This window comes from Bradyrhizobium sp. AZCC 1693 (assembly GCF_036924745.1).
GTDB lineage: Bacteria > Pseudomonadota > Alphaproteobacteria > Rhizobiales > Xanthobacteraceae > Bradyrhizobium.
This window is the reverse complement of record NZ_JAZHSD010000001.1, coordinates 1048147-1071568: the sequence shown is the minus strand read 5'-3', so window position 1 is coordinate 1071568 and position 23422 is coordinate 1048147. Positions and strand designations below refer to the sequence as shown.

Below are 23422 nucleotides of genomic sequence, written 5' to 3'. Positions count from 1 at the left end.
GGTCTTCCGCAATCGGGGTTGCAGCCACCGGCGGCACCGATTAGCTAGTGTTTCTCGCAATATCCGGACTTAAAATGGTCGTCCTCGTCGATACCGTCTCCGTAAACCAGGTTCGCCCGCGTCACCCCGAAAAGGTGAACCGGCCGGATGCACTGTCGCCGCCGAAACCGGACTGGATCAGGGTGCGCGCGCCGAATACGCGGGGCTACGCCGACACCCGCAGAATCGTGAAAGAGAACGGCCTCGTCACGGTATGCGAGGAGGCCGGCTGCCCGAACATCGGCGAGTGCTGGGACAAGAAGCACGCCACCTTCATGATCATGGGGGACACCTGCACGCGGGCTTGCGCGTTCTGCAACGTCAAGACCGGCATGCCCGGCGCCCTCGAGGCCGCCGAGCCGGAGCATGTTGCGGAAGCCACCTTCAAGCTCGGACTGTCGCATGTGGTGGTCACCTCGGTCGACCGCGACGATCTTGTCGACGGCGGCGCGGAGCATTTTGCCCAAACGATCCGCGCGATCCGCGCGCGGTGCCCGACCACGACCATCGAAATCCTGACCCCCGACTTCCTGCGCAAGGAAGGTGCGCTGGAGGTGGTCGCGGCGGCCAAGCCCGACGTATTCAACCACAATCTCGAAACCGTGCCGGCGCGCTATCTCACGGTGCGCCCGGGCGCGCGCTATTTCCATTCGATCCGGCTGTTGCAGCGGGTCAAGGAGATCGATCCCACCATCTTCACCAAATCAGGCATCATGGTCGGCCTTGGCGAGGAGCGGCATGAGGTGCTGCAGGTGATGGACGATCTGCGCTCGGCCGAGGTCGATTTCCTGACCATTGGGCAATATCTGCAGCCGACCCGCAAGCATCACGCCGTCATGCGTTACGTGACCCCGGATGAATTCTCAGGGTATGAGAAGGTCGCCTACACCAAGGGTTTTCTGATGGTGTCGGCGAGCCCGCTGACGCGTTCCTCGCACCATGCAGGCGAGGATTTTGCCAAGCTGCAGGCGGCGCGCCTAGCGCAAGCCCGCTAGCCTCGGGTCGAACCAATGCAACGCGTTCTTGTGATGGGATCGTCGGGGTCCGGCAAGTCGACATTTGCTCGACGGCTGTCGGAGATGACAGGCATTCCCTTCGTCTCGCTGGATGCGCTGTACTGGAAACCGGGCTGGGTCGAATCCGACAAGGCCGAGTTCGGAGAACGCGTGGCCGCGGTCGTGCGCCAGCCGCAATGGGTCATCGACGGCAACTACACCAGGCACGGCGCGGGCGAATTGCGCCGCCAGGTCAGCGACACCGTGATCTGGTTCGACCTGCCGCGCAGCAGCTGCATGTTCGGCGTCATGAAGCGGATCGCCAGCAGCTATGGCCAAGTCCGCCCGGAAATGGCCGAAGGCTGCCCGGAAAAGATCGACTTCGAATTTTTTCGCTATGTCTGGACCTATCGCCGGCAACAGCGGCCGAAGCTGTTGAGCTATTTTGAAGGACTGCGCGCCGATCAATCGCTGGTCTGCTTCACCCACCGGACGCAGGCGAACGACTATCTGAGCGAAATCGCGCTCAGGCAGAACCGGGCGAGTATCCACTGATGCCGCGCTTTTCCAGCAAGCGCCGGGTTCATCATACCGCGTCGCAGATGTTCGATCTGGTCGCCGATATCGAGCGCTATCCGGAATTCGTGCCGCTGTGCCAGTCGCTGCGAATACGCCAGCGCACGTCGCGGGGAGACGGCACTGAAATCATCGTCGCCGACATGACCGTGTCGTTCAAGCTGGTGCGGGAAACCTTCACCAGCCGAGTGACGCTGGACCGGCCGAACCTGAAGATCACGGTCGAATATCTGAAGGGCCCGTTCAGCAATCTCGAAAACCGCTGGACGTTCGAGCCGAAATCCGAAACCGACTGCGACGTCGGATTCTTCCTGTCCTACGAATTCAGAAGCCGGATGCTGGCGATGCTGATGGGCACGATGTTCGACACCGCGTTCCAGCGTTTTGCCGCCGCGTTCGAAAAGCGGGCGGATGCGGTTTATGGGAAAGGTGGTGCGGGTCCGGTCAGGGCCGGCTAGACGTCGGCCAGATCGGCGCGATCGGCCAGGCGCTGCGCGGCGTTGTCATAATGTTTGCGGGCCTTGTCGCGCGCCGCGCCGGGATCGCCGCGCTTGATGGCCTCGACCAGGCGCGCCTGCTCCTCGATCGCAACCGCGGCGAGTTCGGTCGCCTTGGTGTTCTTGACGGCGACCGAGCGAAGTTTCTCGGCAATCTGGCTGTCGATCATCACGATGAAATTGAGCGCGTGCTCATTGTCAGCGACCTTGGCGATGACGTGGATGAGTTGACGTTCGGCCTCGAAATGACGCTCGGCGCCATGCTTGTGATCGCCGATCGCCTCCCGCATTTCCTTGAGAATGGCCTCCATGCGGGCGATGTCGCGGTTGGAGCGCGCCAGCGCCGCATCCGCCGCGGCCTCGATGACGACGCCATTGCGCAGGCGCAACAGCTTCAGCAGCTCCTTGCGCTTCTGGAAGCAGGCGGGACTGATGCGAAAAGCGGTGCGTTCTTGCGGTTGGGCGATGAAGGCACCGACGCCGACGCGGCTCTGGACGATGCCGTCATACTTGAGCTGCGAGATCGCCTCTCTCACCACCGTCCGCGCCACGCCGAATTCGGTCGCCAGCGCTTGTTCGGACGGCAGGCGATCGCCGGGCCGAAGCTCGCCCGCGAACAGGGCGCTGGTCAGGCTGGCGACAATCTCCTCCGGCAATGAAGGACCGCGCTCGAGGGATTTGAATTTCACCAGTTGGTCCTGTCCGAGATGGCGTCACCGGCGGAAGCCGCCGTTGCGATCCACGCCAATCAGCAGGCAGGCATATCCAAATAAGACTGGTGGTGCAATGGACCAATCAGGTTGTCGGACAGCCTGCGGGCATGGTAGCCGAGCAGAAAAGGCTGGCGGCAGAGCGATACTGCCATCATCCGAATGACAGCGATTCCAAGGGACCGTCAAATCACAGGGAAGGCCGGAGATGACGACACTCGAGCGCGTTGGCTTTATCGGCCTCGGCGGAATGGGACGGGGTTTGGTGAAGAATCTGGTCGCCAAGGGCGTGGCGGTTACCGCCTATGACCTCAACCCGGCCGCCGTGGCCGCCGCCAAATCGTTTGGCGCGACCATCGCTACCGGCCTTCAGGAAATTCGCGACAACTGCCGCATCATCATGATTTGCGTCAATGAAGCCGAGGACGTCGAAGCGCTGATGATATGTCGCGACGGGCTGCTCGCCGGTCCGGCGCCAGGGTTCATCATCGTGGATCACACCACCGGCAGTCCGCAAATGGTCGCGAAGCTCGACCGCATGGTGCGGGCGGCCGGCGGGCGCTACGCCGAAGCGCCGATGACGCGAACCCCGAAACACGCCGATATCGGCAAGGTCAACGTGCTGTTTGGCGGCGAGCGCGACCTGCTCGACGACCTCAGGCCCTATTTCGAGCTTTATGCCGAAAATATCTTCCACATCGGCCCGCTGGGGCACGCCATCCGCCTAAAAGTTATTCACAACTACATCGCCTTCGCCAATGTGGCGGCATGGTGCGAGGGGTTTGCGCTTGCCGCCAAGGACGGGCTCGATCTTTCCCAGGTAATCGGCATCATCTCGGCCGCCGGCGCCAAGAGCGGCATGCTCGATCTCTACGGCCAGGCCACACTCGATGGCGACTTCACCCCGCTGATGTCGCTGGCGAACGCCCGCAAGGACGTCCGCTATTACGCGCGCTGGCTGGAGGAGGCGGGCCTGCCGGGCTTCATGGCGGAGGCGGTGCATCAGACCTACCGGCAGGCGGCGCTGCTGGGGCACGACGGCGAGTCCTGCACCGCCGTCATCAAGGCCTATGAAGCCGTGACCGGGGTGGAGGCGAGGGTGGCACCGAAAGAGCAACAACAGGAACAAGGAAAATGACGGTCGGCATATCTGACCTTGCAGGAAAACCGGTTGCTGGTGCCGACGCCATTCTTTAAGCCGGGTTCAAATCCGTAATCCCATAACGGAAGGGCGAGGCGATGGACGCAAATCTTCGAACCGGTGGGCATATTCTCATCGAGCAACTGGCCTTGCACGGCGCCGACACCGTGTTCGGCGTGCCCGGCGAGAGCTTTCTGGCCGCGCTCGACGGCATGTACCAGAGCCAGCGCGTGCGGTTCATCAACGCCCGGCATGAAGGCGGGGCCGCCATGATGGCGGATGCCTATGGCAAGCTGACGGGCCGCCCGGGTATTGCGTTTGCCACCCGCGGGCCCGGCGCCACCAATGCGTCCGCCGGTGTCCATGTCGCGTTCCAGGACTCGACGCCGCTGATTCTGCTCCTCGGCCAGGTCGGGCGCGACATGATGGAGCGCGAAGCGTTCCAGGAAATCGACTATCGACTGATGTTCGGCCCGATGGCGAAATGGGTCGCCCAGATCGATGACGCGCGGCGGATTCCGGAATTCATCTCGCGCGCCTTCTTCACCGCGACCTCGGGCCGTCCCGGCCCGGTCGTGCTGGCGCTGCCCGAGGACATGCTCACCGACACCGCCGAGGTGCCGGATGCGCCGCCCTACAATCCGCTTCCTGTCGCGCCTGATGACGGCGCCCTGCGGCAGTTCCATGCGCTGCTTTCGGAGGCGAAGAAGCCGTTCCTGATCGTCGGTGGTGGCGGATGGAGCGAGCAGGCACGCCGCGATCTCGAGGCGTTTGCGTCGGCGCATGAAGTGCCGGTCGGCGTTTCGTTCCGCTGTCAGGACTATTTCGACAATCTGCATCCCTGCTATGGCGGCCATGTCGGCATTGGCCTTGACGCAAAGATCGCCGACCGGATCCGTAACAGCGATCTGGTGATCGCGCTTGGCGCGAGGCTGGGGGAAGCCACCACATCCGGCTACACGATGTTCGATATTCCGAAGCCAAGGCAGCCGCTGGTTCACATCTATCCTGATCCTGAAGAGATCGGCCGCGTCTATTCGCCGACGTTCGGCGTGGTCGCGAGCAGCGCGGAATTTGCGGCCGCGATCAAGCGGCTGGAGCCGAAGCATCGATCGCGCGCCGACTATGTCAAAGCGGCGCATGCCGACTATCTGGCCTTCACCGAGCCCACGCGCTCGCCCGGCGATGTGCAACTCTCGCAGATCGTGCGCGGTTTGAGCGATCGCTTGCCTCACGACACCATCATCTGCAACGGCGCCGGCAATTATGCCGTCTGGGTGCATCGGTTCTGGCGCTACCGGCAATTTCGCACCGAACTGGCGCCGACCTCGGGTTCGATGGGCTATGGCCTGCCCGCGGCGGTGGCCGCCAAGCTGCAGCATCCCGAGCGCACGGTCATCGCGTTCGCCGGCGACGGCTGCTTCCAGATGACCGGGCTGGAGTTCATGACCGCAGTCGAAAACCGGCTGCCGCTGATTGTGATTGTCTGCAACAACGGCATGTACGGAACGATCCGGATGCATCAAGAGCGGACCTATCCCGGCCGTGTCTCCGGCACCGATCTCGCCAACCCCGACTTCGCGGCGCTTGCGCGCGCCTGCGGCGGCTTCGGCGCCCGTGTCGAGCGGACCGAGGATTTCGCGCGCGCTTTCGACGAAGCCGTGGCGAGCGGGCTTCCTGCCATCATCGAGCTTTCGATCAGCCCGGAAGCATTGACGCCGGTAAGCTCGCTGAGCGAAACGCGCGCCAAGGCTTTGGCTGCGCAGGGCTGATTAAGTCCGCGTCGGCCGACGCCGCTTGACGGCGCTGCGCCGTGGCGTTCGCGCTACCCGTGGGCGCAGCCGGCTCATCGTTTCACGTCGCGGCTTGACGGGCGGCTGCGGTCCGCGCGCCAGTTCCATCAGCATGCGCAGCGCCTCCACCACGGAGCGCTGGCGCACGGTGGTGCGGCCAATGGCTCCAAAACGGAATTCGCGGTGCAGGATCTTTCCGTCGCGCGAGGCGACCGCGAAATGGACGAGGCCGACCGGCTTACCCGGCGTAGCGCCGCCGGGGCCGGCGATGCCGGTAATGGATACCGCGAGATCGACGCCGGCCTTTTCAAGGGCGCCGATCGCCATCGCGGTCGCGGTTTCCTTGCTGACCGCGCCGAAGGTCGCAAGCGTTGAGGCCTTGACGCCGAGCATCGCGCGCTTGGCGTCGTTGGAGTAGGTGACGAAGCCGCGGTCGATCACGTCTGACGAGCCGGGAATGTCGGTGAGCGCGCCGGCGACCAAGCCCCCGGTACAGGACTCCGCCGTCGCGATCGTCAACTTGCGCATCCGGCATAGGTCGAGCAGCGAGCGGGAGAGGGCGCGGGCGTCGCTGCCGCTCATGGCTTACTCGCTCCAGGGCAGGCGGATGGTGGCGCTCGCGGTCGCGGCGATGCCTTCCTCGCGGCCGGTAAAGCCGAGCCGTTCGCTGGTCGTTGCCTTGACGGCAACGCGTGAGATGCTGAGCCCGGCGATCTCGGCAATTCGCGCGCGCATGGTATCGCGCAGCGGGCCGATCTTCGGTCGCTCGCAGATCATCGTGACTTCGAGATTGGCGATCCGGCCGCCGCGCGCGGTGACGCGGTCGACGGCATATTTGAGAAACTTATCGGATGGGGCGCCCTTCCACTGCGGATCGCTCGGCGGAAAGTGCGAACCGATATCGCCGTCCGCCAGCGCGCCGAGGATGGCGTCGACCAGGGCATGCAGGCCGACGTCGCCGTCAGAATGGGCGAGAAAGCCGCGTGTGTGCGGCACACGGACGCCGCAGAGCATCAGATGATCGCCGTCGCCGAAGGCGTGCACGTCATAGCCTGTGCCGGTCCTGATGTCGTCGAGCTGGGCGGCGAGGCGGGCTTCCTCGCGGACGAAATCTTCTGATGTGGTCAGTTTCATGTTTGCAGGATCGCCTTCAAAGGTTGCTACCGTCAATCCCGCCCATTCGGCGAGCGCCGCATCGTCGGTGAAATCGCTGCGGCCGTCGCGCGCAGCGCGGCGATGGGCATCGAGAATCACATCGAAGCGAAACGCCTGTGGTGTTTGCGCGATTCGCAGCCGTGCGCGTTCAGGCGTCGCCTCGACGTCGCCGGTTTCGCTGATCTGCTTAATCGTGTCTGTGACCGGAATCGCAGGGACCGCCGCGCCGGTGCGGCCGGCGGCGTCGATCGCGCGCGAAATCACCGCAGGCGTTACGAAGGGCCGTGCGGCGTCGTGGATCAGGACGATGTCGGGCTTCTCCGCCGCCAGCGCCTCGAGACCGGCATGCACGGAAGCCTGACGCGTCGCACCGCCATTGGTGGGGGGCTGGTGACGCAGTCCTGCGACGGCCGCATTGAAGATGACGGCATCATCGGGATTCACCACCGGTTGTACGGCAAACACGTCCGGATGCCGGCAGAACGCCTCCATGGCGCGGAAGATGACCGTTTGCCCGCCGATCTCACGGTATTGCTTGGGCCCACCGGCGCCGGCGCGAAGCCCGCGTCCGGCTGCGACGAGGATGGCTGCGGTACGCTCAGGTCTGGGCATCTGGACTCAAATACGAACGAATCGGGGTTGAGGAGGGGGCGTCAGGCCGCGCCTGGCGCACAGCCCTTACCATGCCGAATACGGAAAACAGAGTGATTCCCATCACCTGTGGGAAAAGCGGTTTTTGTTGCAGTGCACTTGCACAAATGATAGATCTGTCTAAAGTGTAGGCAAGAAGCTTGACTGCCCAAGATTTGTGCTCACAATATGCGCCGACGGTTGCAATGACGCCGCCGCCCTAACCATGAGAACGCCGTGACCGGCCCGGAAAGTTCACGCTCTAAGCCGTTGAAAATAGGCGAAATTGCTGTCGCCAACCGGGTTCTTCTGGCGCCGATGTCCGGCGTCACCGACGCTCCCTTTCGACGTCTTGCCGCCACCCTCGGCGCCGGACTGGTCGTCTCAGAGATGACCGCCAGCGACGAACTCGTGCACGGCCGGCCGATGTCGCTTCTGCGCTGCGAGGCAGCCGGCATCGGCTCGCACGTCGTTCAGCTCGCGGGGTGCGAGGCGCATTGGATGGCGGAGGGCGCACGGGTTGCGGAAGCGGCCGGCGCCGACATCATTGATATCAACATGGGCTGTCCGGCACGTCATGTCACCGGCGGCCAGTCCGGCTCGGCGCTGATGCGCGATCTCGATCATGCGCTCAAGCTGATCGAAGCGACGATCGCGGCGGTGAAAGTGCCGGTGACGCTGAAGATGCGGCTCGGCTGGGACGATCATTCGCTCAACGCGCCCGAACTGGCGCGCCGCGCAGAAGGCGCCGGCGTGCGGATGATTACCGTGCACGGACGCACGCGCTGCCAGTTCTACAAGGGCACAGCCGATTGGGGGGCCGTGCGCGCGGTGAGGGACGCGGTTTCCGTGCCACTTGTCGTCAACGGCGACATCACTTCATTCGAGAAGGCGGTGCAGGCGCTGGAAGTATCAGGAGCGGACGGCGTGATGATCGGACGCGGCGCGCAGGGCCAGCCTTGGCTGCCCGGGCAGATCGGCCGCCGGCTCGAAACCGGACAGGCGGAGACTGTGCCGTCGCTCACCGAACAACTCGCGCATGTGCGCGCGCTCTACGACGAAGTCTGCAGCCATTACGGGCTGCGCATCGGGCTCAAGCATGCGCGAAAACATCTCGGCTGGGCCCTGGAGACCGCAGCCCAGTGCAGCCGCGCGCCGGCCGAGACGTTGAAGGGCTGGCGGCAAAGGATTCTGACGGCCGAGGATCCGCATCGCGTGCATCGCTCGCTCCAGGACGCGTTCGACGATTTTGCATGGAGTGCTGCTGCATGAGTTCAGTCGCAGAACACCGCCGCGCCGTGCCCACCGACAGTGAGGCCATTCTCAACGCGCTGCCCAACCCGGTGCTGCTGGTGGCGCCCGACGGCCGCATCGTCGACGCCAATATCGCCGCCGAATCGTTCTTCGAGATTTCGACGCAATTTTTGCGCCGGCAGTCGCTGAAGGAGTTGGTGCCGTTCGGCAGCCCGCTGCTGGCGCTGATCGACCAGGTGCGCTCGAGCGGCTCGCCGGTCAACGAATACAAGGTTGATCTCGGTACGCCCCGCATCGGCGGCGACCGCCAGGTCGACCTGCACGTCGCCCCGCTCACCGAACGGCCCGGCCACATCGTCGTGATGCTGCAGGAGCGCACCATCGCCGACAAGATGGACCGGCAATTGACGCATCGAAGCGCGGCTCGCTCGGTGATCGCGCTGGCGGCGATGCTGGCGCATGAAATCAAGAACCCGCTGTCCGGCATCCGCGGCGCAGCGCAGTTGCTGGAGCAGGCGGCCTCATCCGAAGACCGCATGCTGACCCGGCTGATCTGCGACGAGGCCGACCGCATCGTCACCCTGGTCGACCGCATGGAGGTGTTCGGCGACGATCGCCCGGTGGCGCGTGGTGCGGTCAACATCCATTCCGTGCTCGACCACGTCAAACGGCTGGCGCAGTCCGGCTTCGCCCGCAACATCCGCTTCATCGAGGACTACGATCCGTCGTTGCCGCCGGTGCTGGCCAATCAGGACCAGCTCATCCAGGTGTTCCTCAATCTCGTGAAGAATGCCGCCGAAGCGGTGGCCGATCTCGGCTCGGACGCCGAAATCCAGCTCACCACCGCCTTCCGTCCCGGCGTCCGCCTGTCGGTGCCGGGCAAGAAATCGCGGGTGTCGCTGCCGCTCGAATTCTGCGTCAAGGATAACGGCTCCGGCGTGCCGGAAGACCTGCTGCCGAACCTGTTCGATCCCTTCGTGACGACGAAGCAAACCGGCAGCGGGCTCGGCCTGGCGCTGGTTGCCAAGATCGTCGGCGATCACGGCGGCATCATCGAATGCGAATCCCAGCCGCGGAAGACCACGTTCCGCGTGCTGATGCCGATGTTCAATCCCACCAAACAGTTCGACCAAAGCAACCGCGACGGCGTTCCGGGTACGCTGCCGCCTGCCTCACAGGACGCAAGATGAGGAATAACGATGCCCGCAGGTAGCATTCTCGTTGCCGATGACGATACCGCCATCCGCACGGTTCTCAACCAGGCGCTTTCGCGCGCCGGATATGAAGTTCGCCTGACCGGGAACGCCGCGACGCTGTGGCGCTGGGTAAGCCAGGGCGAGGGCGATCTCGTGATCACCGACGTGGTGATGCCCGACGAGAACGCGTTCGATCTCTTGCCGCGAATCAAGAAGATGCGGCCGAACCTGCCCGTCATCGTCATGAGCGCGCAGAATACCTTCATGACGGCGATCCGGGCCTCGGAGCGCGGCGCCTATGAATATCTGCCGAAGCCGTTCGACCTGAAGGAGCTCATCACCATCGTCGGCCGCGCGCTGGCCGAGCCGAAGGAACGGGTGGCGAGTGCGGCGGACGATTCCGAATTCGATTCGATCCCCCTGGTGGGGCGTTCGCCGGCGATGCAGGAAATCTACCGGGTGCTGGCGCGGCTGATGCAGACCGACCTCACGGTGATGATCTCCGGCGAGTCCGGCACCGGCAAGGAACTGGTCGCGCGCGCGCTCCATGACTACGGCAAGCGCCGCAACGGCCCGTTCGTCGCCGTCAACATGGCGGCGATCCCGCGCGACCTGATCGAATCCGAATTGTTCGGCCATGAGCGCGGCGCGTTCACCGGCGCCAATACCCGCGCTTCCGGCCGATTCGAACAGGCCGAAGGCGGCACGCTGTTTCTCGACGAAATCGGCGACATGCCGATGGAGGCGCAGACGCGGTTGCTACGCGTGCTGCAGCAGGGCGAATACACCACCGTCGGCGGCCGTACGCCGATCAAGACCGACGTGCGGATCGTGGCGGCGAGCAACAAGGATTTGCGCATCCTGATCCAGCAGGGCCTGTTCCGGGAAGATTTGTTCTTCCGCCTGAACGTGGTGCCGTTGCGCCTGCCTCCGTTGCGGGAGCGAATCGAGGATCTGCCTGATCTGATCCGGCATTTCTTCGCGCTTGCCGAAAAGGACGGTTTGCCGCCCAAAAAACTCGACACGCTGGCGCTGGAGCGGCTCAAGCAGCACCGCTGGCCCGGCAACGTACGCGAGCTTGAAAACCTCGCGCGCCGGCTGGCTGCGCTTTATCCGCAGGACGTCATTACGGCCTCGGTGATCGATGGCGAACTGGCGCCGCCGGCGGTCACGTCGGGCAGCAATGCCCCGATGGGCGTGGAAAACCTCGGGGGCGCGGTCGAAGCCTACCTGTCCTCGCACTTCTCCGGCTTCCCGAACGGCGTGCCGCCGCCGGGCCTCTACCACCGCATCCTCAAGGAGATCGAGGTGCCGCTGCTCACCGCGGCGCTGGCGGCCACGCGCGGCAACCAGATCCGCGCGGCCGACCTGCTCGGCCTCAACCGCAACACGCTGCGGAAGAAGATCAGGGATCTCGATATTCAGGTCTACCGGAGCGGCGGCTAGGGATTGCGCGCGCCTCCTTCCGCAATGAAGACGGGTGGACGGCTGGGGATCGATCGCTTTAGCGGTCGGGTGGTCGCGGAATTGTCGCAATTCGGCAACATTGTGATATGAAAGCATCAGTCCGCGGCAGGCGGGCACAAGCCCTTTCAGATCACTGATTGTCGGAATGACCACCGCAGAAACGACCTCGGCACCACCGTTCGACCCGTCGCTTGCCGAATCCGGAGGGGGAATCCTGCGGAAGTGGGTGGCGCCGTTTGCGGTCGCGATCGCGCTGCTGTCGGCCTTCCTGACCTTCATGGTGCTGAGCGGCCTGACGCCGATCGAGCCGACCCGCCAAGTTGTCTATTCGTTCCTGCTGATCAATGCGGCGACCATCCTGCTGCTGGTCGGCATCATCGTCCGCGAAGTTTGGCTGGTGATTCAGGCGCGGCGGCGTGGCCGGGCCGCGGCACGGCTGCACGTCCAGATCGTCAGCCTGTTCTCGATCATCGCCGTGCTGCCGGCGGTCCTGGTCGCGATCGTCGCCAACGTGACCATCGACCGTGGCCTGGACCGGCTGTTCTCGGGTCCGACGCGCGAGGTGATGCAGAATTCGCTGATCGTTGCCAGAGCCTACACCTATGAACATGCGCAGCTGATCCGCGGCGATATCCTGGGGATGGCCAACGACATTGCCCGTGCGAGGCCGCTGTTTGACCAGGACCGCCGGTCGTTTCGCGAATTGCTGACGATGAGCGCCACATCCCGGAATTTGCCGGGAGCCATGCTGATCGACAAGGATCGCACCATCCTGGAGACGGCGCAAACCGGCATCAAGCAGGAGTTCACGACGCCGCCGCAGGACTTTCTCAGCAACGTCAATGAAGAAGAGCCGCAGATTGCGGTCTTCCCCGACGCGAACTACGTGGCGGCGGTGATCAGGCTGCACGCCTTCAACGATACTTTCCTGTATGTGGCGCGGCTGCTCGATCCGCGCGTAGTCGCGCAGCTCAAGCAGACCGAGGCCAGCGTCGCCGAATATGCCCAGATCGAATCCCGCCGACTCGGCATCCAGGTCGCCTTCGCGCTGATGTTTGCGGTGATCGCGCTCACCATCCTGATGGCGTCGGTGCTGATCGGGCTGAATTTCGCCAACTGGCTGGTGTCGCCGATCCGCAATTTGATGAGCGCCGCCAATATCGTTTCGACCGGCGATCTGCATGTCCAGGTGCCGGTGCACAAGTCTGAAGGTGACCTCGCGCAGCTCGGCGAGACCTTCAACAAGATGACGGCCGAATTGCGCACCCAGCGTGATGAACTGGTGAACGCCTCGGACCTGATCGACAGCCGCCGGCGATTCATCGAGGCGGTGCTGTCGTCGGCCAGTGCCGGCATCATCGGCGTCGACGCCTCCGGCAGCGTCGGCATTCTGAACCGTTCGGCCGAGAAGCTTATCGGCCATGCCGAGTCCGAGACGCTGGACCATCCGCTGTCGGACGTGCTGCCAGAGCTCGACGACATGATGAAAACCGCGCGCGAGGGCACGCAGCGGCTGGTGCAGGGCCAGATCACGATCTCGCGCGACGGCCATGAGCGCAACCTGTCGGTTCGCGTCAGCGCCGAGCAGACCAGCCAGTCGCGCGACAGCTACATCATCACGCTCGACGACATCACGGAGCTCGTCTCTGCGCAGCGGACATCGGCGTGGGGCGACGTTGCGCGCCGCATCGCCCACGAAATCAAGAACCCGCTGACGCCGATCCAGCTTTCGGCCGAGCGCATTCGCCGTAAATTCGGCAAGGTCATCACCGAAGACAAGGGCATCTTCGAACAATGTACCGACACCATCGTGCGGCAGGTCGATGATATCAGGCGAATGGTCGATGAATTCTCCCGCTTCGCACGGATGCCAAAACCGGTCATGGAAGGCGAGGACGTCGCCGACACCGTGCGGCAGGCGGTATTCCTGATGAAGGTCGGGCATCCCGATCTCGATATCGAGGCCGATATCAAGCAGGATCCGATGCGCGCGCAGTTCGACCGCCGGCTGATTTCGCAGGCGCTGACCAACATCATCAAGAACGCGACGGAAGCGATCGAGCAGGTGCCGCCGGAAGAACTCGGCAAGGGGCGCATCGATGTGATCGCCGCGCGCGAAAACGACGACATCGTCATCGACGTGATCGACAACGGTATCGGTCTGCCGAAGGTGAGCCGGGCGCGGCTGCTGGAGCCCTATGTGACGACGCGCCAGAAGGGCACCGGGCTCGGGCTCGCCATCGTCGGGCGCGTGCTGGAAGACCATGGCGGCCGCATCGAACTCAAGGATGCCTCCGATTTCCGGCCCGGGCAACGCGGCGCCTGGATGCGGCTGCGGTTCGCCGTGTCAGGCCATGCGCCGAAGGCGGAAGCCAAACCGCAGATTGACGAAACAAAAGCGCCGTCAGGCGAAACCAATGAGGCGGCAGCCGCGACCAATCATGAAACAAAAACCGAAGCCGCAACCGGCAACTGACAAGACAGGTGTAACCCATGGCCAGTGACATTCTGATTGTCGACGACGAAGCCGATATTCGTGACCTCGTTGCGGGCATCCTGGAGGACGAGGGCTTCAATACCCGGACGGCGCGCGACAGCGATTCGGCGCTCGGCGAGATCGCCAACCGCCGCCCGCATCTGGTGTTTCTCGACATCTGGCTGCAGGGCTCCAAGCTCGACGGCCTGCAATTGCTCGAGCAGATCAAGAAGGATCATGCCGACGTTCCCGTGGTGATGATCTCCGGCCACGGCAACATCGAAACCGCGGTGGCTGCGATCAAGCGCGGCGCCTATGACTTCATCGAAAAGCCGTTCAAGTCCGACCGACTGATCCTGGTGGCGACGCGGGCGCTGGAGACCTCGCGGCTCAAGCGCGAGGTAAAGGAACTCAAGCAACTGGCTCCCACCGCCAGCGTTCTCACCGGCCGCTCCGCCTGCATGAACCAGCTGCGCCAGACCATCGACCGGGCGGCCAAGGCCAACAGCCGCATCCTGATCGTCGGCCCCTCCGGTTCGGGCAAGGAACTGGCAGCGCGGACGCTGCACAATGCATCCAGCCGTGCAGAAGGACCGTTCGTCGTCATCAACGCCGCGGCGATCACGCCGGAGCGGATGGAGGTCGAATTGTTCGGTATCGAGCAGTCGAATGGCGAACATCCACGCAAGCCCGGCGCGCTGGAAGAGGCGCACGGCGGCACGCTGTTCATCGATGAAATCGCAGACATGCCGCGCGAGACCCAGAACAAGATCCTGCGCGTGCTGGTCGATCAGACCTTTCAGCGCTCGGGCGGCACCGGCAAGATTCATGTCGACGTCCGCATCATCTCCTCGACGGCGCGCAACCTGGAGGAAGAGATCGCGGAAGGGCGTTTCCGCGAGGATCTCTACCACCGGCTGTCGGTGGTGCCGATCCGCGTCCCCCCGCTGTCGGAACGCCGCGAGGACATTCCGGAACTGATCGACTATTTCATGGACCAGATCTCGGCGGCAACCGGCTTGCCGAAGCGGCAGATCGGCCAGGATGCGATGGCGGTATTGCAGTCGCATGTGTGGCCCGGCAACGTCCGCCAGCTCCGCAACAATGTCGAGCGCGTCATGATTCTGGCCGGTGGCGGTCCTGAAGCGATCATCACCGCTGACATGCTGCCGCAGGATGTGGGCTCGATGGTGCCGGCGATGCCGACCAGCAACAATGGCGAGCACATCATGGGGCTGCCGCTGCGTGAGGCGCGGGAAGTGTTCGAGCGTGACTATCTGATCGCGCAGATCAGCCGGTTCTCGGGCAACATTTCGCGCACCGCCGAATTCGTCGGCATGGAGCGTTCGGCGCTACACCGCAAGCTCAAGGCGCTCGGGGTTGGCTGAAGTCTTAAGTGAATCGCTTGTTCGCTACGCCGGACCCTTCGGCTCATCTCGCTCGCTTTGAGCCGATCCATGCACTTGCTTTGGAATATTTATCTCTTTCCGCACTTTTACGGAGAATGGCCACTGGGTTCCTGCTAAGCGGAACGCGAACCGGCTTGCCTTAAAACCGCGCGTACCCTCTAATCGTCCTGCCGAGCCGACCGGAGGGGGATCTCAGGGGACGCCGGCGAGTCGGGGCAGGCTCCGTGAGAGAGCAACAACCGGCTTAACAAAAAAGAAGCACGAGACGGCGGGATAAAAACAATGGCGGCAGACCGCGCACAAAATCTACAAGACACCTTCCTAAATCACGTTCGTAAAACAAAAACGCCACTAACGATCTTTCTGGTCAACGGAGTGAAGCTGCAGGGGATTGTTACCTGGTTTGACAACTTCTGCTTGCTGCTTCGGCGCGACGGTCATTCGCAGCTTGTCTACAAGCACGCGATCTCGACCATCATGCCGGGAGCTCCGATTCAGTTGTTCGAAGGCGGCGAGGATGCCCCGGCTTGAGAGTGAACTGATTGGAACCCCTCAACCGTGAAGGGAGCGCCGACCGTCCGCGGTCGGCGGAGGGTAAGCAAAGCGGGCGGGTGATCGTCATCGGCCCTTATCTGCGCATGCGCCGCGGCGACGCCGATGCGCAGGCGAGCGATGTTGTGCGCGATTCCGAGGCCCGGCTCGAGGAAGCGACGGGCCTGGCGCGCGCCATCGACCTCACGATATCAGACGCGCTGATTGCGCCGATCAGCCAGATCAGGCCTGCGACCTATCTCGGCAAGGGCAAGGTCGAGGAGATCACCGGCCTGATCGCGGGCCACGACATCGAGCTGGTGGTGATGGATTGCGCGCTGTCGCCGATCCAGCAGCGCAATCTCGAGAAGGCGTGGAATGCCAAGGTTCTCGACCGCACCGGCCTGATCCTGGAAATCTTCGGCCGCCGCGCCAAGACCAAGGAAGGCGCGCTGCAGGTCGAGCTTGCGCATCTGAATTACCAGCGCAGCCGCCTGGTGCGGTCCTGGACCCATCTGGAGCGCCAGCGCGGCGGTTTTGGATTCATGGGCGGCCCCGGCGAGACCCAGATCGAAGCCGACCGCCGCCTGATCGGCGACCGCATCACGCGGCTGGAGAACGAGCTCAAGAAGGTACAGGCGACGCGGCGGCTGCATCGCGCCGGCCGCCAGCGGGTGCCGTACCGCGTGGTAGCGCTGGTAGGCTACACCAACGCCGGCAAGTCGACGCTGTTCAACCGGCTCACACGCGCCGATGTGCAGGCGGCCGACATGCTGTTTGCGACGCTCGACCCCACCTTGCGCGCGCTGAGCCTGCCGCATGGCGGCAAGGCGATGCTGTCGGATACCGTCGGATTCATTTCCAACCTGCCGACACAGCTCGTCGCCGCGTTTCGCGCCACGCTGGAAGAGGTGCTGGAGGCCGATATCATTCTGCACGTCCGCGACATCTCGCATGAAGACGCAGAGGCGCAGGAGCGTGACGTCGACGCCGTGCTGCGTCAGCTCGGCATCGATCCCGACTCCGGCGCCCGCATTCTCGAAGTCTGGAACAAGATCGATCGCTTCGATCCCGAGGAGCGCGAGAACCTGCGCAACATCGCCACGCGCCGTCCGCCGGAGCGGCCGTGTTTCCTGGTGTCCGCCGTATCAGGCGAGGGGATCAATGAGCTGCTGACCGCGATCGAGGATCGGCTGGCGGCAACACGCACAACGCTCGATCTGTCGATCGATGCCTCCGACGGAGCCGGCATCAGCTGGCTGCATCGCAATGCCGAGGTGCTCAACAAGGAACTGCACGACGGCCGCTTCGACATGACCGTCCGCGTCGACGAGACCAAGCGCGACATCGTGGTGTCCAGGTTCGACGCCGTGCCGCGCGTGGCGTGATGCCGCGCTGGTGCATGCTCTCAGGGTCGCGAGAAGTCAGCGATCGCTTTTGACCTGCGTCGATTCAATCACCACCGGCCGCTCCGAGCCCTTGGCCTCGTTCCACAACGCGTCCATCTCTTCCAGCGACGCGTCCTCCAGCGAACGTCCCTTCGCTGCCAGCGCGCGCTCGATATAAGCGAAGCGACGCTCGAATTTCGCGTTTGTGCCGCGCAGCGCTGTCTCGGGATCGGCGCCGACATGGCGCGCCAGGTTGACCAACGCAAACAGAAGGTCGCCAGTTTCTTCCGCGAGTTCGTCGGCATCGTTGCGGTCGAGGGCCGCCTCGATTTCATCTGCCTCTTCGCGGATCTTGCTGAGCACCGCGCGCGGATCGTTCCAGTCGAAGCCGACGGTGGAGGCCTTGCGCTGCAATTCCATCGCCCGCGTCAACGCAGGTTGGCCCGCCTTGACGCTCGATAGCAGCGATTTGTGCGCCGTCTCTTCCGGCGGCCGCCGTGCCGTACGCTCGGCCTTTTCTTCGGCCTTGATGCGCTCCCAGGCGCTCTTGACGCCGGCGGGAGCGATATTGCCATCCTTGTCGGCGAACACATGCGGATGGCGGCGGATCATCTTCCTTGTGATCGCCTCGACCACGTCGCCGAAGGCAAAGGCGTCTTGTTCTTCCGCCATGCGGGCGTGATAGACGACCTGCAGCAGGAGATCGCCCAGTTCCTCGCGGAGATCATCGAAGTCGCCGCGCGTGATCGCGTCGGCCACCTCATAGGCCTCCTCGATGGTATAGGGCACGATCGTCGCAAAGTTCTGCTCGAGGTCCCACGGGCAGCCCGTTACCGGCGTGCGCAGCGCCGCCATGATCTCGATGAGGCGGGAAATATCGCGGGAAGGGGTCATGGGATTTCCGTCGCTTGGGAGAACGAGCCGCTTTATGCCGCAAGCGGCGCAGCGATCCCAGCGGAACGGGCGGAAATAGCTCGATTTCCACCGATTGGGCCAGCCAGGAGGGCGGCACGCCCCGGCCCCGATTCGACAATCTGGAGGACCGTTGCGTTACGAAGTTCCGATGCCTGCGAGCGAAGGCTGGCTCGGTGGCTCGGGCATCGCCGATGGTGGCTCATGCGCCTCGACGCGGTTGCGCCCTGCTTGTTTTGCGCGATAGAGCGCGGCATCAGCCTCCTTTAGCCAAGCCTCTATCGACTTGTTTTCGGGGCCCGAGAAAAACGCTACCCCGGCGCTGATGGTCACGATCCCGCTCCCGGGATTGCCATCGTGCGGGATCGCCATTTCCTCGACCCCCTGACGAAAGCGGCGAGCCGCGACCAATCCAGCCTTGATATCCTGTTCGGGCAACAGGATCAGAAATTCCTCTCCGCCATAGCGATAGATTTGGTCGCTGGCACGGCACAGGTTCAACATTGTTCGTGCCACAACCTGGAGCACCTTGTCGCCGGCAGGATGGCCCTCACTATCGTTGTAAGCTTTGAAGTGATCGACGTCGCACATGATTGCGCAATAGTTGCGCCCATAGCGCTCCGCCTGTGTGTAGATCGCGTCGAGATCCTCGTTCAGCTTGAGGCGGCTGCCCAGCCCGGTCAGCGAATCCGTGCGCGACTGCTCGAAAAGCCGATGATTGAGCTGCTCGAGCTCTGCCGCCTGCCGGAATAATTGCCGATGAAGCGCCGTGACCCGCGAGGCGACATGCAGACGCAGCTTCAATTCGCCGGGATCGAGAGGTTTGATGAGGTAATCGTCCGCGCCGGCCTCCATGCCGCTTATGACGTCCGGCCTTTCGTCGAAGATCGTCAGGAAGATGAAATAAGTGTAGGTGTCCTTGCTGGCCGTTCGAACCAGGCGGCACAGTTCAATACCGTCCATTCCTGGCATCATGCGGTCGCTGATGACGACCTCCACGTCGGCCGTCTCAAACAAACGCCATGCTTCCTCACCGTTCGTCGCCACGATGCATTCATGGCCCAGCGAGGTTACGGCAGCCTCGATGATCAGCCGTGCCGTCGTATCATCTTCTGCGACGAGAACGCGCATGGCTCACACCTTTGCAACTTCAGATCGCAGCATAGTGCTGACCAGATCGAACTGCCGATCGATCTCCGCGACCAGTTGCGTTGCGATACCCGTATCGCCATTTCCTCCACGCGTTTCCAGTTCGATGCAGGCCCGAACCATGCCGTTGGCACCCAGATTGGCAACGCTCCCCTTCAGCTTGTGGGTGAGCCTGGTCAGACGCACCGCGTCGCCCATCTGTGCTGCTTGCCGCAGATCAGCCAATAGACGCGGGGTTTCCTCGAGGAAGCTGTCCAGCAGCTTTTCGACAAGGCCGGGCGCCCCAGCGCTCTCCAGCGCGCGCAGTCCATCCAGCACGGTGCGATCGATCACGTCATCGGATTGCATCTGCGCCGCGAGAGGCGGAGATTCGACCACGGCAAGTTTTGGCAGCGATCGTTCGAGCGCGGCGGCGAGTTCGGCACGTTTCAGCGGCTTGGTGATGTGGTCGTCCATCCCCGCAGACAGGCTCTTGGCGCGCGCGTCCTTCATGACGTCGGCTGTCAACGCGATGATCGGCGTATGCCGACCGGATCCTTCGCGCAGCCGGATCGCCCGGGTCGCCTCGTAGCCATCCATCTCCGGCATCTGGCAATCCATCACGATCGCCGCATAGGGGATCCGGCCGACAGCTTCAACAGCTTCGAGGCCGTTCGCCACGACATCGGCACGGTAGCCGAGCGCCGCGAGCATGCCGATCGCTACTTGCTGGTTCACGATACTGTCCTCGGCGACCAGGATGCGTGCATCTCGTCGTGCTGCCGGCCCGGTGGTTTGTCCGCGAGTGCCGTCGGGGATTGCGACCTGAAAAAGTTCCTTGCCGGCAAGATCAGACCCCGCCATGACCTCCATCAGACAATTATACAGAACGGATTGCCGCGCCGGCTTGGTGAGACATGCATCGAACAATTCGCCAAGGTTCGGCGCGGAGCCGCCTTGGCTGATCGATGTCAGGAGGACCAGCCGGGTGCCGGCAATGGCGGGATCGGCCTTGATGGCCCGCGAAAGTGCCGGCCCGTCCATGCCCGGCATCTGCATGTCGATGATCGCTACATCGTACGGCTCGCCGCGGGCGCAGGCGGCGCGTAGCATTTCCAGGGCGCGGGCGCCGGATTCCGCGCTGCCGTTGCGCATATGCCAGCCGACGATATGCTCATGCAAGATCGCCCGGTTGACCGCGTTGTCGTCGACGGCAAGCACGCGCAAGCCGCGGAGATCCATGTACTGCCGCGGGGCTGGCAGCGATGCGCTGGCGAGCGGCACGGAAAACCAGAAAGTGCTGCCTTTTCCCGGTTCGCTTTCCACGCCGATCTCGCCGCCCATCAGTTCCACGAGCCGCGTGCAGATGGCCAGGCCGAGTCCGGTCCCTCCGTATTTGCGCGTTGTCGAAAGGTCGGCCTGAGTAAATGCGTCGAAGAGGTGAGATTGCTGTTCCGGCGAGATGCCGATTCCCGTGTCGCGGACCTCGAAGCGGATGGTTGCGCCATCGTCATTCTTCGTCTGCAGCCGGGCGCGCAGCACCACCTCGCCGTGCTCCGTGAACTTGACCGCATTGGCGGCCAGGTTCGTGAGAACCTGGCGCAAGCGGTATGGATCGCCACGAAATGCCCCGGGGAGATCGTGATCGATCAGGCTCGCCAATTCCAACCCCTTGGCGGCGGCAGCTACGGCCACCACCCCGGTGACGCCTTCGACAACGTCGTACAGATCGAAGTCGATGATTTCGAGCTCTACCTTGCCGGCCTCGATTTTGGAAAAATCCAGGACATCGTTGATCACGCAGAGCAGGGCTTCTCCCGATTGCCTCACCATCTCTGCATAGCTGCGCTGCCGCGGATCGAGGTTGGTGTCCAGCAGCAGCCCTGTCATGCCGATCACACCGTTGAGCGGCGTTCGGATCTCATGACTCATGGCGCTCAGGAATTCGGACTTGGCAAGCGTTGCCTGCTCCGCTTCGCGGGCTTTTTCGACCAACATCGCCTCAACGCGCTTCTGCTCGGTGATGTCTTCATGCGTAGCTACCCAGCCGCCATTCGGCGTCGGCGTCCGCCGGATGAAAATCGCGCGACCATCGGCAAGCGTGAAGACCTCGGTCGGCAACGTCGGCATTCTCTTGGTGTGCTCTTCGACCGACATCTCGCTGTTCTCACCGTTCTTTACGTGAGATTGTAGAAGTTGGGCCAGCGGCGTGCCGGGCTCGACCTGTTCCTTCGTCAAATTGTACATTTGCCGGAAGCGATCGTTTGAGATCACCAGCCTCTTGTCCGCATCGAACATGCAGAGGCCTTGCGACATATTGGTCATGGCGGCATCGAGCCGCGTGTTTGCCCGCTTCAGATCAACCGATTGCTGCTGCAGGGAAGCCGCCATATTGTTGAAGCCATTCACCAGCTCGCCCAATTCGCCCTTGGCCTTCACAGCCGAACGGTGTTCGGTCTTTCCGGAACCGAAGGTGGCGGCGTCGTGCTGCAGTTGCCGTATCGGGCGGACGATTCCCGATGAAAGAAACCAGGCCAGCAGATATACCGACACGACCGCCAGCAAGGTCAGGATAAATGCCCACAGCGTATGCTGGAAGGCGCTGGACTGTTGCACGCCGGGCAGGCCGACCGTCACAATCCAGGGAACGATTTGTGCTGTGACGGTTGCCGTGGCGCGCGACTTGCCATCGTACCAAATCGCCTCATCGCCTGTCTGCCCACGGCCGAGGTGATCGCGCACGGTCGCATCGTTACTCAGGTCACGCCCGGTCAAATCAGGACGATCGGTGCGTCCAATGACGATACCATTCTCGTTTAGAACCCTGACGATGCTTCCGCTCGGCAGCTTTGCCGAACCCACGATTTCGGCGATGCGCGCCAGTCTCATACCCGTGACGATGACGGCCCGTACCGAGCCGGCATCGTCAAGAACCGGACGCGCCACAACGGCAACCCACTCGGAGTTCAACCGGCTTACGATCGGCTCGCTTATCGTGAGCTTTCCTTCGCGCGCCGGTTTGAAGTAGCTCCGCCCGATTCCGGAAAGCTTGCTTCGATCCTCGACAGGCCACTGCGACGTTCCGATGTTGTTGCCTGCCAGGTCGAACAGCAGAACGTTGTTCAAATAGGACGGCAGATCGGTCTTTACCTTGGAAAGAATCACATCGTTCTTTTCGGCATCCGCCGGATTGGTGGAAATCATTCTGCCGATAACGAGCAACAAGGTATTCACGTCGTTGATGTGGTCATCGACGCGCGCCGCCGCCGTGCGCGCTGCCCGAATGGCCGCGGTCCGGTTGCTGACGTAATCCTCGTTGAATCGGTCCCAGAGAAAAATCGCCGCGAGGATGAGCAACGGCAGCGCGGCTGCCGTGACGAGGACGAGCAATCGCGTTCGAATACGTCCGCTCATCTGAAAATGCCGCCTTCCTCGCCTGTTGCGATCGGCGCCCGCCAGCGGCCCAGCGTGCATCTGATGGGTGAGGCGACCGTTCGCGGTTCCTTAAGGGTGGAATTACGATTTACTCGCCGCTCCGCAGAGGCTACCGTTAGTGGTAGTATTAGATCGCCATATAGTTAACAAAGCGTCACGATTTTGAGTGCCTGCGTGCGCGACGAGGTCCAATACAGGTTGAACCGGATGTAACGGATTCATCACCTGCATACCTCCGAGTGCATTACCGCGGGCCAGGATGAGGGAGTAACCGTGGAACCGTCGATGTCGATCCTGGTGGTCGAGGATCATAACGCGACCGCGCTTATTCTACAGGCTCTGCTGAGAAAACTCGGGTTCAGCGACGTTGACGAGGCCAAAGACGGCCCGTCGGCGCTGACGAAGATGCGCGAGAAGGAATACGAGCTGGTGATTTCGGATTGGAGCATGGAGCCGATGACCGGTTACGAACTCCTGAAAGAAGTTCGAGCGGATCGGAAACTCAAAAAGACTCGCTTCATCATCGTCACCGCCACCTGGAACGCCGCGAACACCCAAGCGGCGAAAGAATCCGGCGTCAACGCGTATATCGTCAAGCCGTTTAGCGCAGAGACGCTGAAGGCCAAGATCAACGAAGCGTTCGCGGCGTGATGTAGGACCACGACGCGGCCGGCCGCAGCGCCAACGCGA

Annotated in this window: 19 protein-coding genes; 13 read left to right on the top strand and 6 right to left on the bottom strand. The window is 63.1% G+C overall.

Annotated elements, in window-relative coordinates; genetic code table 11:
• Positions 1-74: 74 nt before the first annotated feature.
• The 3 genes from lipA to V1293_RS05310 are packed head-to-tail and all read left to right on the top strand — an operon-like array spanning position 75 to position 2068.
• Positions 75-1034: a lipoyl synthase gene (lipA, locus tag V1293_RS05320; protein WP_334507327.1), complete on the top strand. Its 960-nt coding sequence runs from the start codon at positions 75-77 to the stop codon at positions 1032-1034.
• Between the two features lie 15 nt (positions 1035-1049).
• Positions 1050-1589 carry a DNA topology modulation protein gene (locus V1293_RS05315; RefSeq protein ID WP_334507325.1) on the top strand — a complete coding sequence of 180 codons (540 nt, stop codon included), beginning with the start codon at positions 1050-1052 and terminating at the stop codon, positions 1587-1589.
• Positions 1589-2068: a type II toxin-antitoxin system RatA family toxin gene (locus V1293_RS05310; RefSeq protein ID WP_334507323.1), complete on the top strand. Its 480-nt coding sequence runs from the start codon at positions 1589-1591 to the stop codon at positions 2066-2068. The genes V1293_RS05315 and V1293_RS05310 overlap by 1 nt, the downstream gene beginning before the upstream one ends.
• On the opposite strand, the gene V1293_RS05305 is transcribed toward V1293_RS05310, so the two are convergent.
• Positions 2065-2796: a FadR/GntR family transcriptional regulator gene (locus V1293_RS05305; protein WP_334507321.1), complete on the bottom strand. Its 732-nt coding sequence runs from the start codon at positions 2794-2796 to the stop codon at positions 2065-2067. The genes V1293_RS05310 and V1293_RS05305 overlap by 4 nt on opposite strands.
• Positions 2797-3025: 229 nt before the next feature.
• Between V1293_RS05305 and V1293_RS05300 the strand changes: the two genes are divergently transcribed.
• Entirely contained in the window at positions 3026-3955 is a 930-nt protein-coding gene (locus tag V1293_RS05300; RefSeq protein ID WP_334507319.1) for an NAD(P)-dependent oxidoreductase, read from the top strand.
• 101 nt (positions 3956-4056) lie between these two features.
• Positions 4057-5730, top strand: coding sequence for a thiamine pyrophosphate-binding protein (locus tag V1293_RS05295; protein WP_334507317.1), 1674 nt, complete (start codon positions 4057-4059; stop codon positions 5728-5730).
• Here V1293_RS05295 and V1293_RS05290 read toward each other — a convergent pair whose 3' ends face one another.
• Together V1293_RS05290 and V1293_RS05285 are read right to left on the bottom strand one after the other, a co-directional pair.
• Positions 5731-6333 carry a CinA family protein gene (locus V1293_RS05290; protein ID WP_334507315.1) on the bottom strand — a complete coding sequence of 201 codons (603 nt, stop codon included), beginning with the start codon at positions 6331-6333 and terminating at the stop codon, positions 5731-5733. It lies immediately after the preceding gene.
• A gap of 3 nt (positions 6334-6336) precedes the next feature.
• Positions 6337-7518: a bifunctional 2-C-methyl-D-erythritol 4-phosphate cytidylyltransferase/2-C-methyl-D-erythritol 2,4-cyclodiphosphate synthase gene (locus tag V1293_RS05285; RefSeq protein WP_334507314.1), complete on the bottom strand. Its 1182-nt coding sequence runs from the start codon at positions 7516-7518 to the stop codon at positions 6337-6339.
• Between the two features lie 288 nt (positions 7519-7806).
• Between V1293_RS05285 and dusB the strand changes: the two genes are divergently transcribed.
• From dusB to hflX, 7 genes are all read left to right on the top strand, one after another.
• Positions 7807-8808 carry a tRNA dihydrouridine synthase DusB gene (gene dusB / locus V1293_RS05280; RefSeq protein WP_334516625.1) on the top strand — a complete coding sequence of 334 codons (1002 nt, stop codon included), beginning with the start codon at positions 7807-7809 and terminating at the stop codon, positions 8806-8808.
• Positions 8805-9980 carry a two-component system sensor histidine kinase NtrB gene (locus tag V1293_RS05275; RefSeq protein WP_334507312.1) on the top strand — a complete coding sequence of 392 codons (1176 nt, stop codon included), beginning with the start codon at positions 8805-8807 and terminating at the stop codon, positions 9978-9980. Before dusB ends, V1293_RS05275 begins: the two co-directional genes overlap by 4 nt.
• A 9-nt stretch (positions 9981-9989) precedes the next feature.
• Positions 9990-11432 (top strand): nitrogen regulation protein NR(I), encoded by a 1443-nt coding sequence (gene ntrC / locus V1293_RS05270; RefSeq protein WP_334507310.1) that lies wholly within the window; start codon positions 9990-9992, stop codon positions 11430-11432.
• A 166-nt stretch (positions 11433-11598) separates the two neighbouring features.
• Positions 11599-13929, top strand: coding sequence for a sensor histidine kinase NtrY-like (locus tag V1293_RS05265; RefSeq protein ID WP_334507307.1), 2331 nt, complete (start codon positions 11599-11601; stop codon positions 13927-13929).
• Between the two features lie 17 nt (positions 13930-13946).
• A complete protein-coding gene (gene ntrX / locus V1293_RS05260) occupies positions 13947-15317 on the top strand; it encodes a nitrogen assimilation response regulator NtrX (protein WP_334507305.1) in 1371 nt (456 codons plus the stop codon).
• A 303-nt stretch (positions 15318-15620) separates the two neighbouring features.
• Entirely contained in the window at positions 15621-15869 is a 249-nt protein-coding gene (gene hfq, locus V1293_RS05255) for an RNA chaperone Hfq (RefSeq protein WP_006020546.1), read from the top strand.
• Between the two features lie 11 nt (positions 15870-15880).
• Positions 15881-17257: a GTPase HflX gene (gene hflX, locus V1293_RS05250; RefSeq protein WP_334507303.1), complete on the top strand. Its 1377-nt coding sequence runs from the start codon at positions 15881-15883 to the stop codon at positions 17255-17257.
• Positions 17258-17293: 36 nt separating this feature from the next.
• Here hflX and mazG read toward each other — a convergent pair whose 3' ends face one another.
• From mazG to V1293_RS05235, 3 genes are all read right to left on the bottom strand, one after another.
• Positions 17294-18151, bottom strand: coding sequence for a nucleoside triphosphate pyrophosphohydrolase (mazG, locus tag V1293_RS05245; protein WP_334507301.1), 858 nt, complete (start codon positions 18149-18151; stop codon positions 17294-17296).
• A 156-nt stretch (positions 18152-18307) separates the two neighbouring features.
• Complete coding sequence (locus V1293_RS05240; RefSeq protein ID WP_334507299.1) at positions 18308-19300, bottom strand: GGDEF domain-containing response regulator; 993 nt, start codon at positions 19298-19300, stop codon at positions 18308-18310.
• 3 nt (positions 19301-19303) lie between these two features.
• Positions 19304-22687, bottom strand: a complete 3384-nt coding sequence (locus V1293_RS05235) for a response regulator (RefSeq protein ID WP_334507297.1) — start codon at positions 22685-22687, stop codon at positions 19304-19306.
• A 330-nt stretch (positions 22688-23017) separates the two neighbouring features.
• On the opposite strand from V1293_RS05235, the gene V1293_RS05230 reads away from it, so the two are divergent.
• Entirely contained in the window at positions 23018-23383 is a 366-nt protein-coding gene (locus V1293_RS05230; protein WP_334507295.1) for a response regulator, read from the top strand.
• Positions 23384-23422: the final 39 nt, after the last annotated feature.

Bases quoted from the DNA above. Each gene is read 5' to 3' on its own strand.
- ntrX (WP_334507305.1), top strand. From the start codon at position 13,947: ATGGCCAGTGACATTCTGATTGTCGACGACGAAGCCGATATTCGTGAC.
- V1293_RS05230 (WP_334507295.1), top strand. From the start codon at position 23,018: ATGTCGATCCTGGTGGTCGAGGATCATAACGCGACCGCGCTTATTCTA.
- lipA (WP_334507327.1), top strand. From the start codon at position 75: ATGGTCGTCCTCGTCGATACCGTCTCCGTAAACCAGGTTCGCCCGCGT.
- hfq (WP_006020546.1), top strand. From the start codon at position 15,621: ATGGCGGCAGACCGCGCACAAAATCTACAAGACACCTTCCTAAATCAC.
- V1293_RS05295 (WP_334507317.1), top strand. From the start codon at position 4,057: ATGGACGCAAATCTTCGAACCGGTGGGCATATTCTCATCGAGCAACTG.
- V1293_RS05285 (WP_334507314.1), bottom strand. From the start codon at position 7,518: ATGCCCAGACCTGAGCGTACCGCAGCCATCCTCGTCGCAGCCGGACGC.
- V1293_RS05265 (WP_334507307.1), top strand. From the start codon at position 11,599: ATGACCACCGCAGAAACGACCTCGGCACCACCGTTCGACCCGTCGCTT.
- V1293_RS05315 (WP_334507325.1), top strand. From the start codon at position 1,050: ATGCAACGCGTTCTTGTGATGGGATCGTCGGGGTCCGGCAAGTCGACA.
- V1293_RS05240 (WP_334507299.1), bottom strand. From the start codon at position 19,300: ATGCGCGTTCTCGTCGCAGAAGATGATACGACGGCACGGCTGATCATC.
- mazG (WP_334507301.1), bottom strand. From the start codon at position 18,151: ATGACCCCTTCCCGCGATATTTCCCGCCTCATCGAGATCATGGCGGCG.
- V1293_RS05310 (WP_334507323.1), top strand. From the start codon at position 1,589: ATGCCGCGCTTTTCCAGCAAGCGCCGGGTTCATCATACCGCGTCGCAG.
- ntrC (WP_334507310.1), top strand. From the start codon at position 9,990: ATGCCCGCAGGTAGCATTCTCGTTGCCGATGACGATACCGCCATCCGC.
- V1293_RS05290 (WP_334507315.1), bottom strand. From the start codon at position 6,333: ATGAGCGGCAGCGACGCCCGCGCCCTCTCCCGCTCGCTGCTCGACCTA.
- V1293_RS05300 (WP_334507319.1), top strand. From the start codon at position 3,026: ATGACGACACTCGAGCGCGTTGGCTTTATCGGCCTCGGCGGAATGGGA.
- V1293_RS05275 (WP_334507312.1), top strand. From the start codon at position 8,805: ATGAGTTCAGTCGCAGAACACCGCCGCGCCGTGCCCACCGACAGTGAG.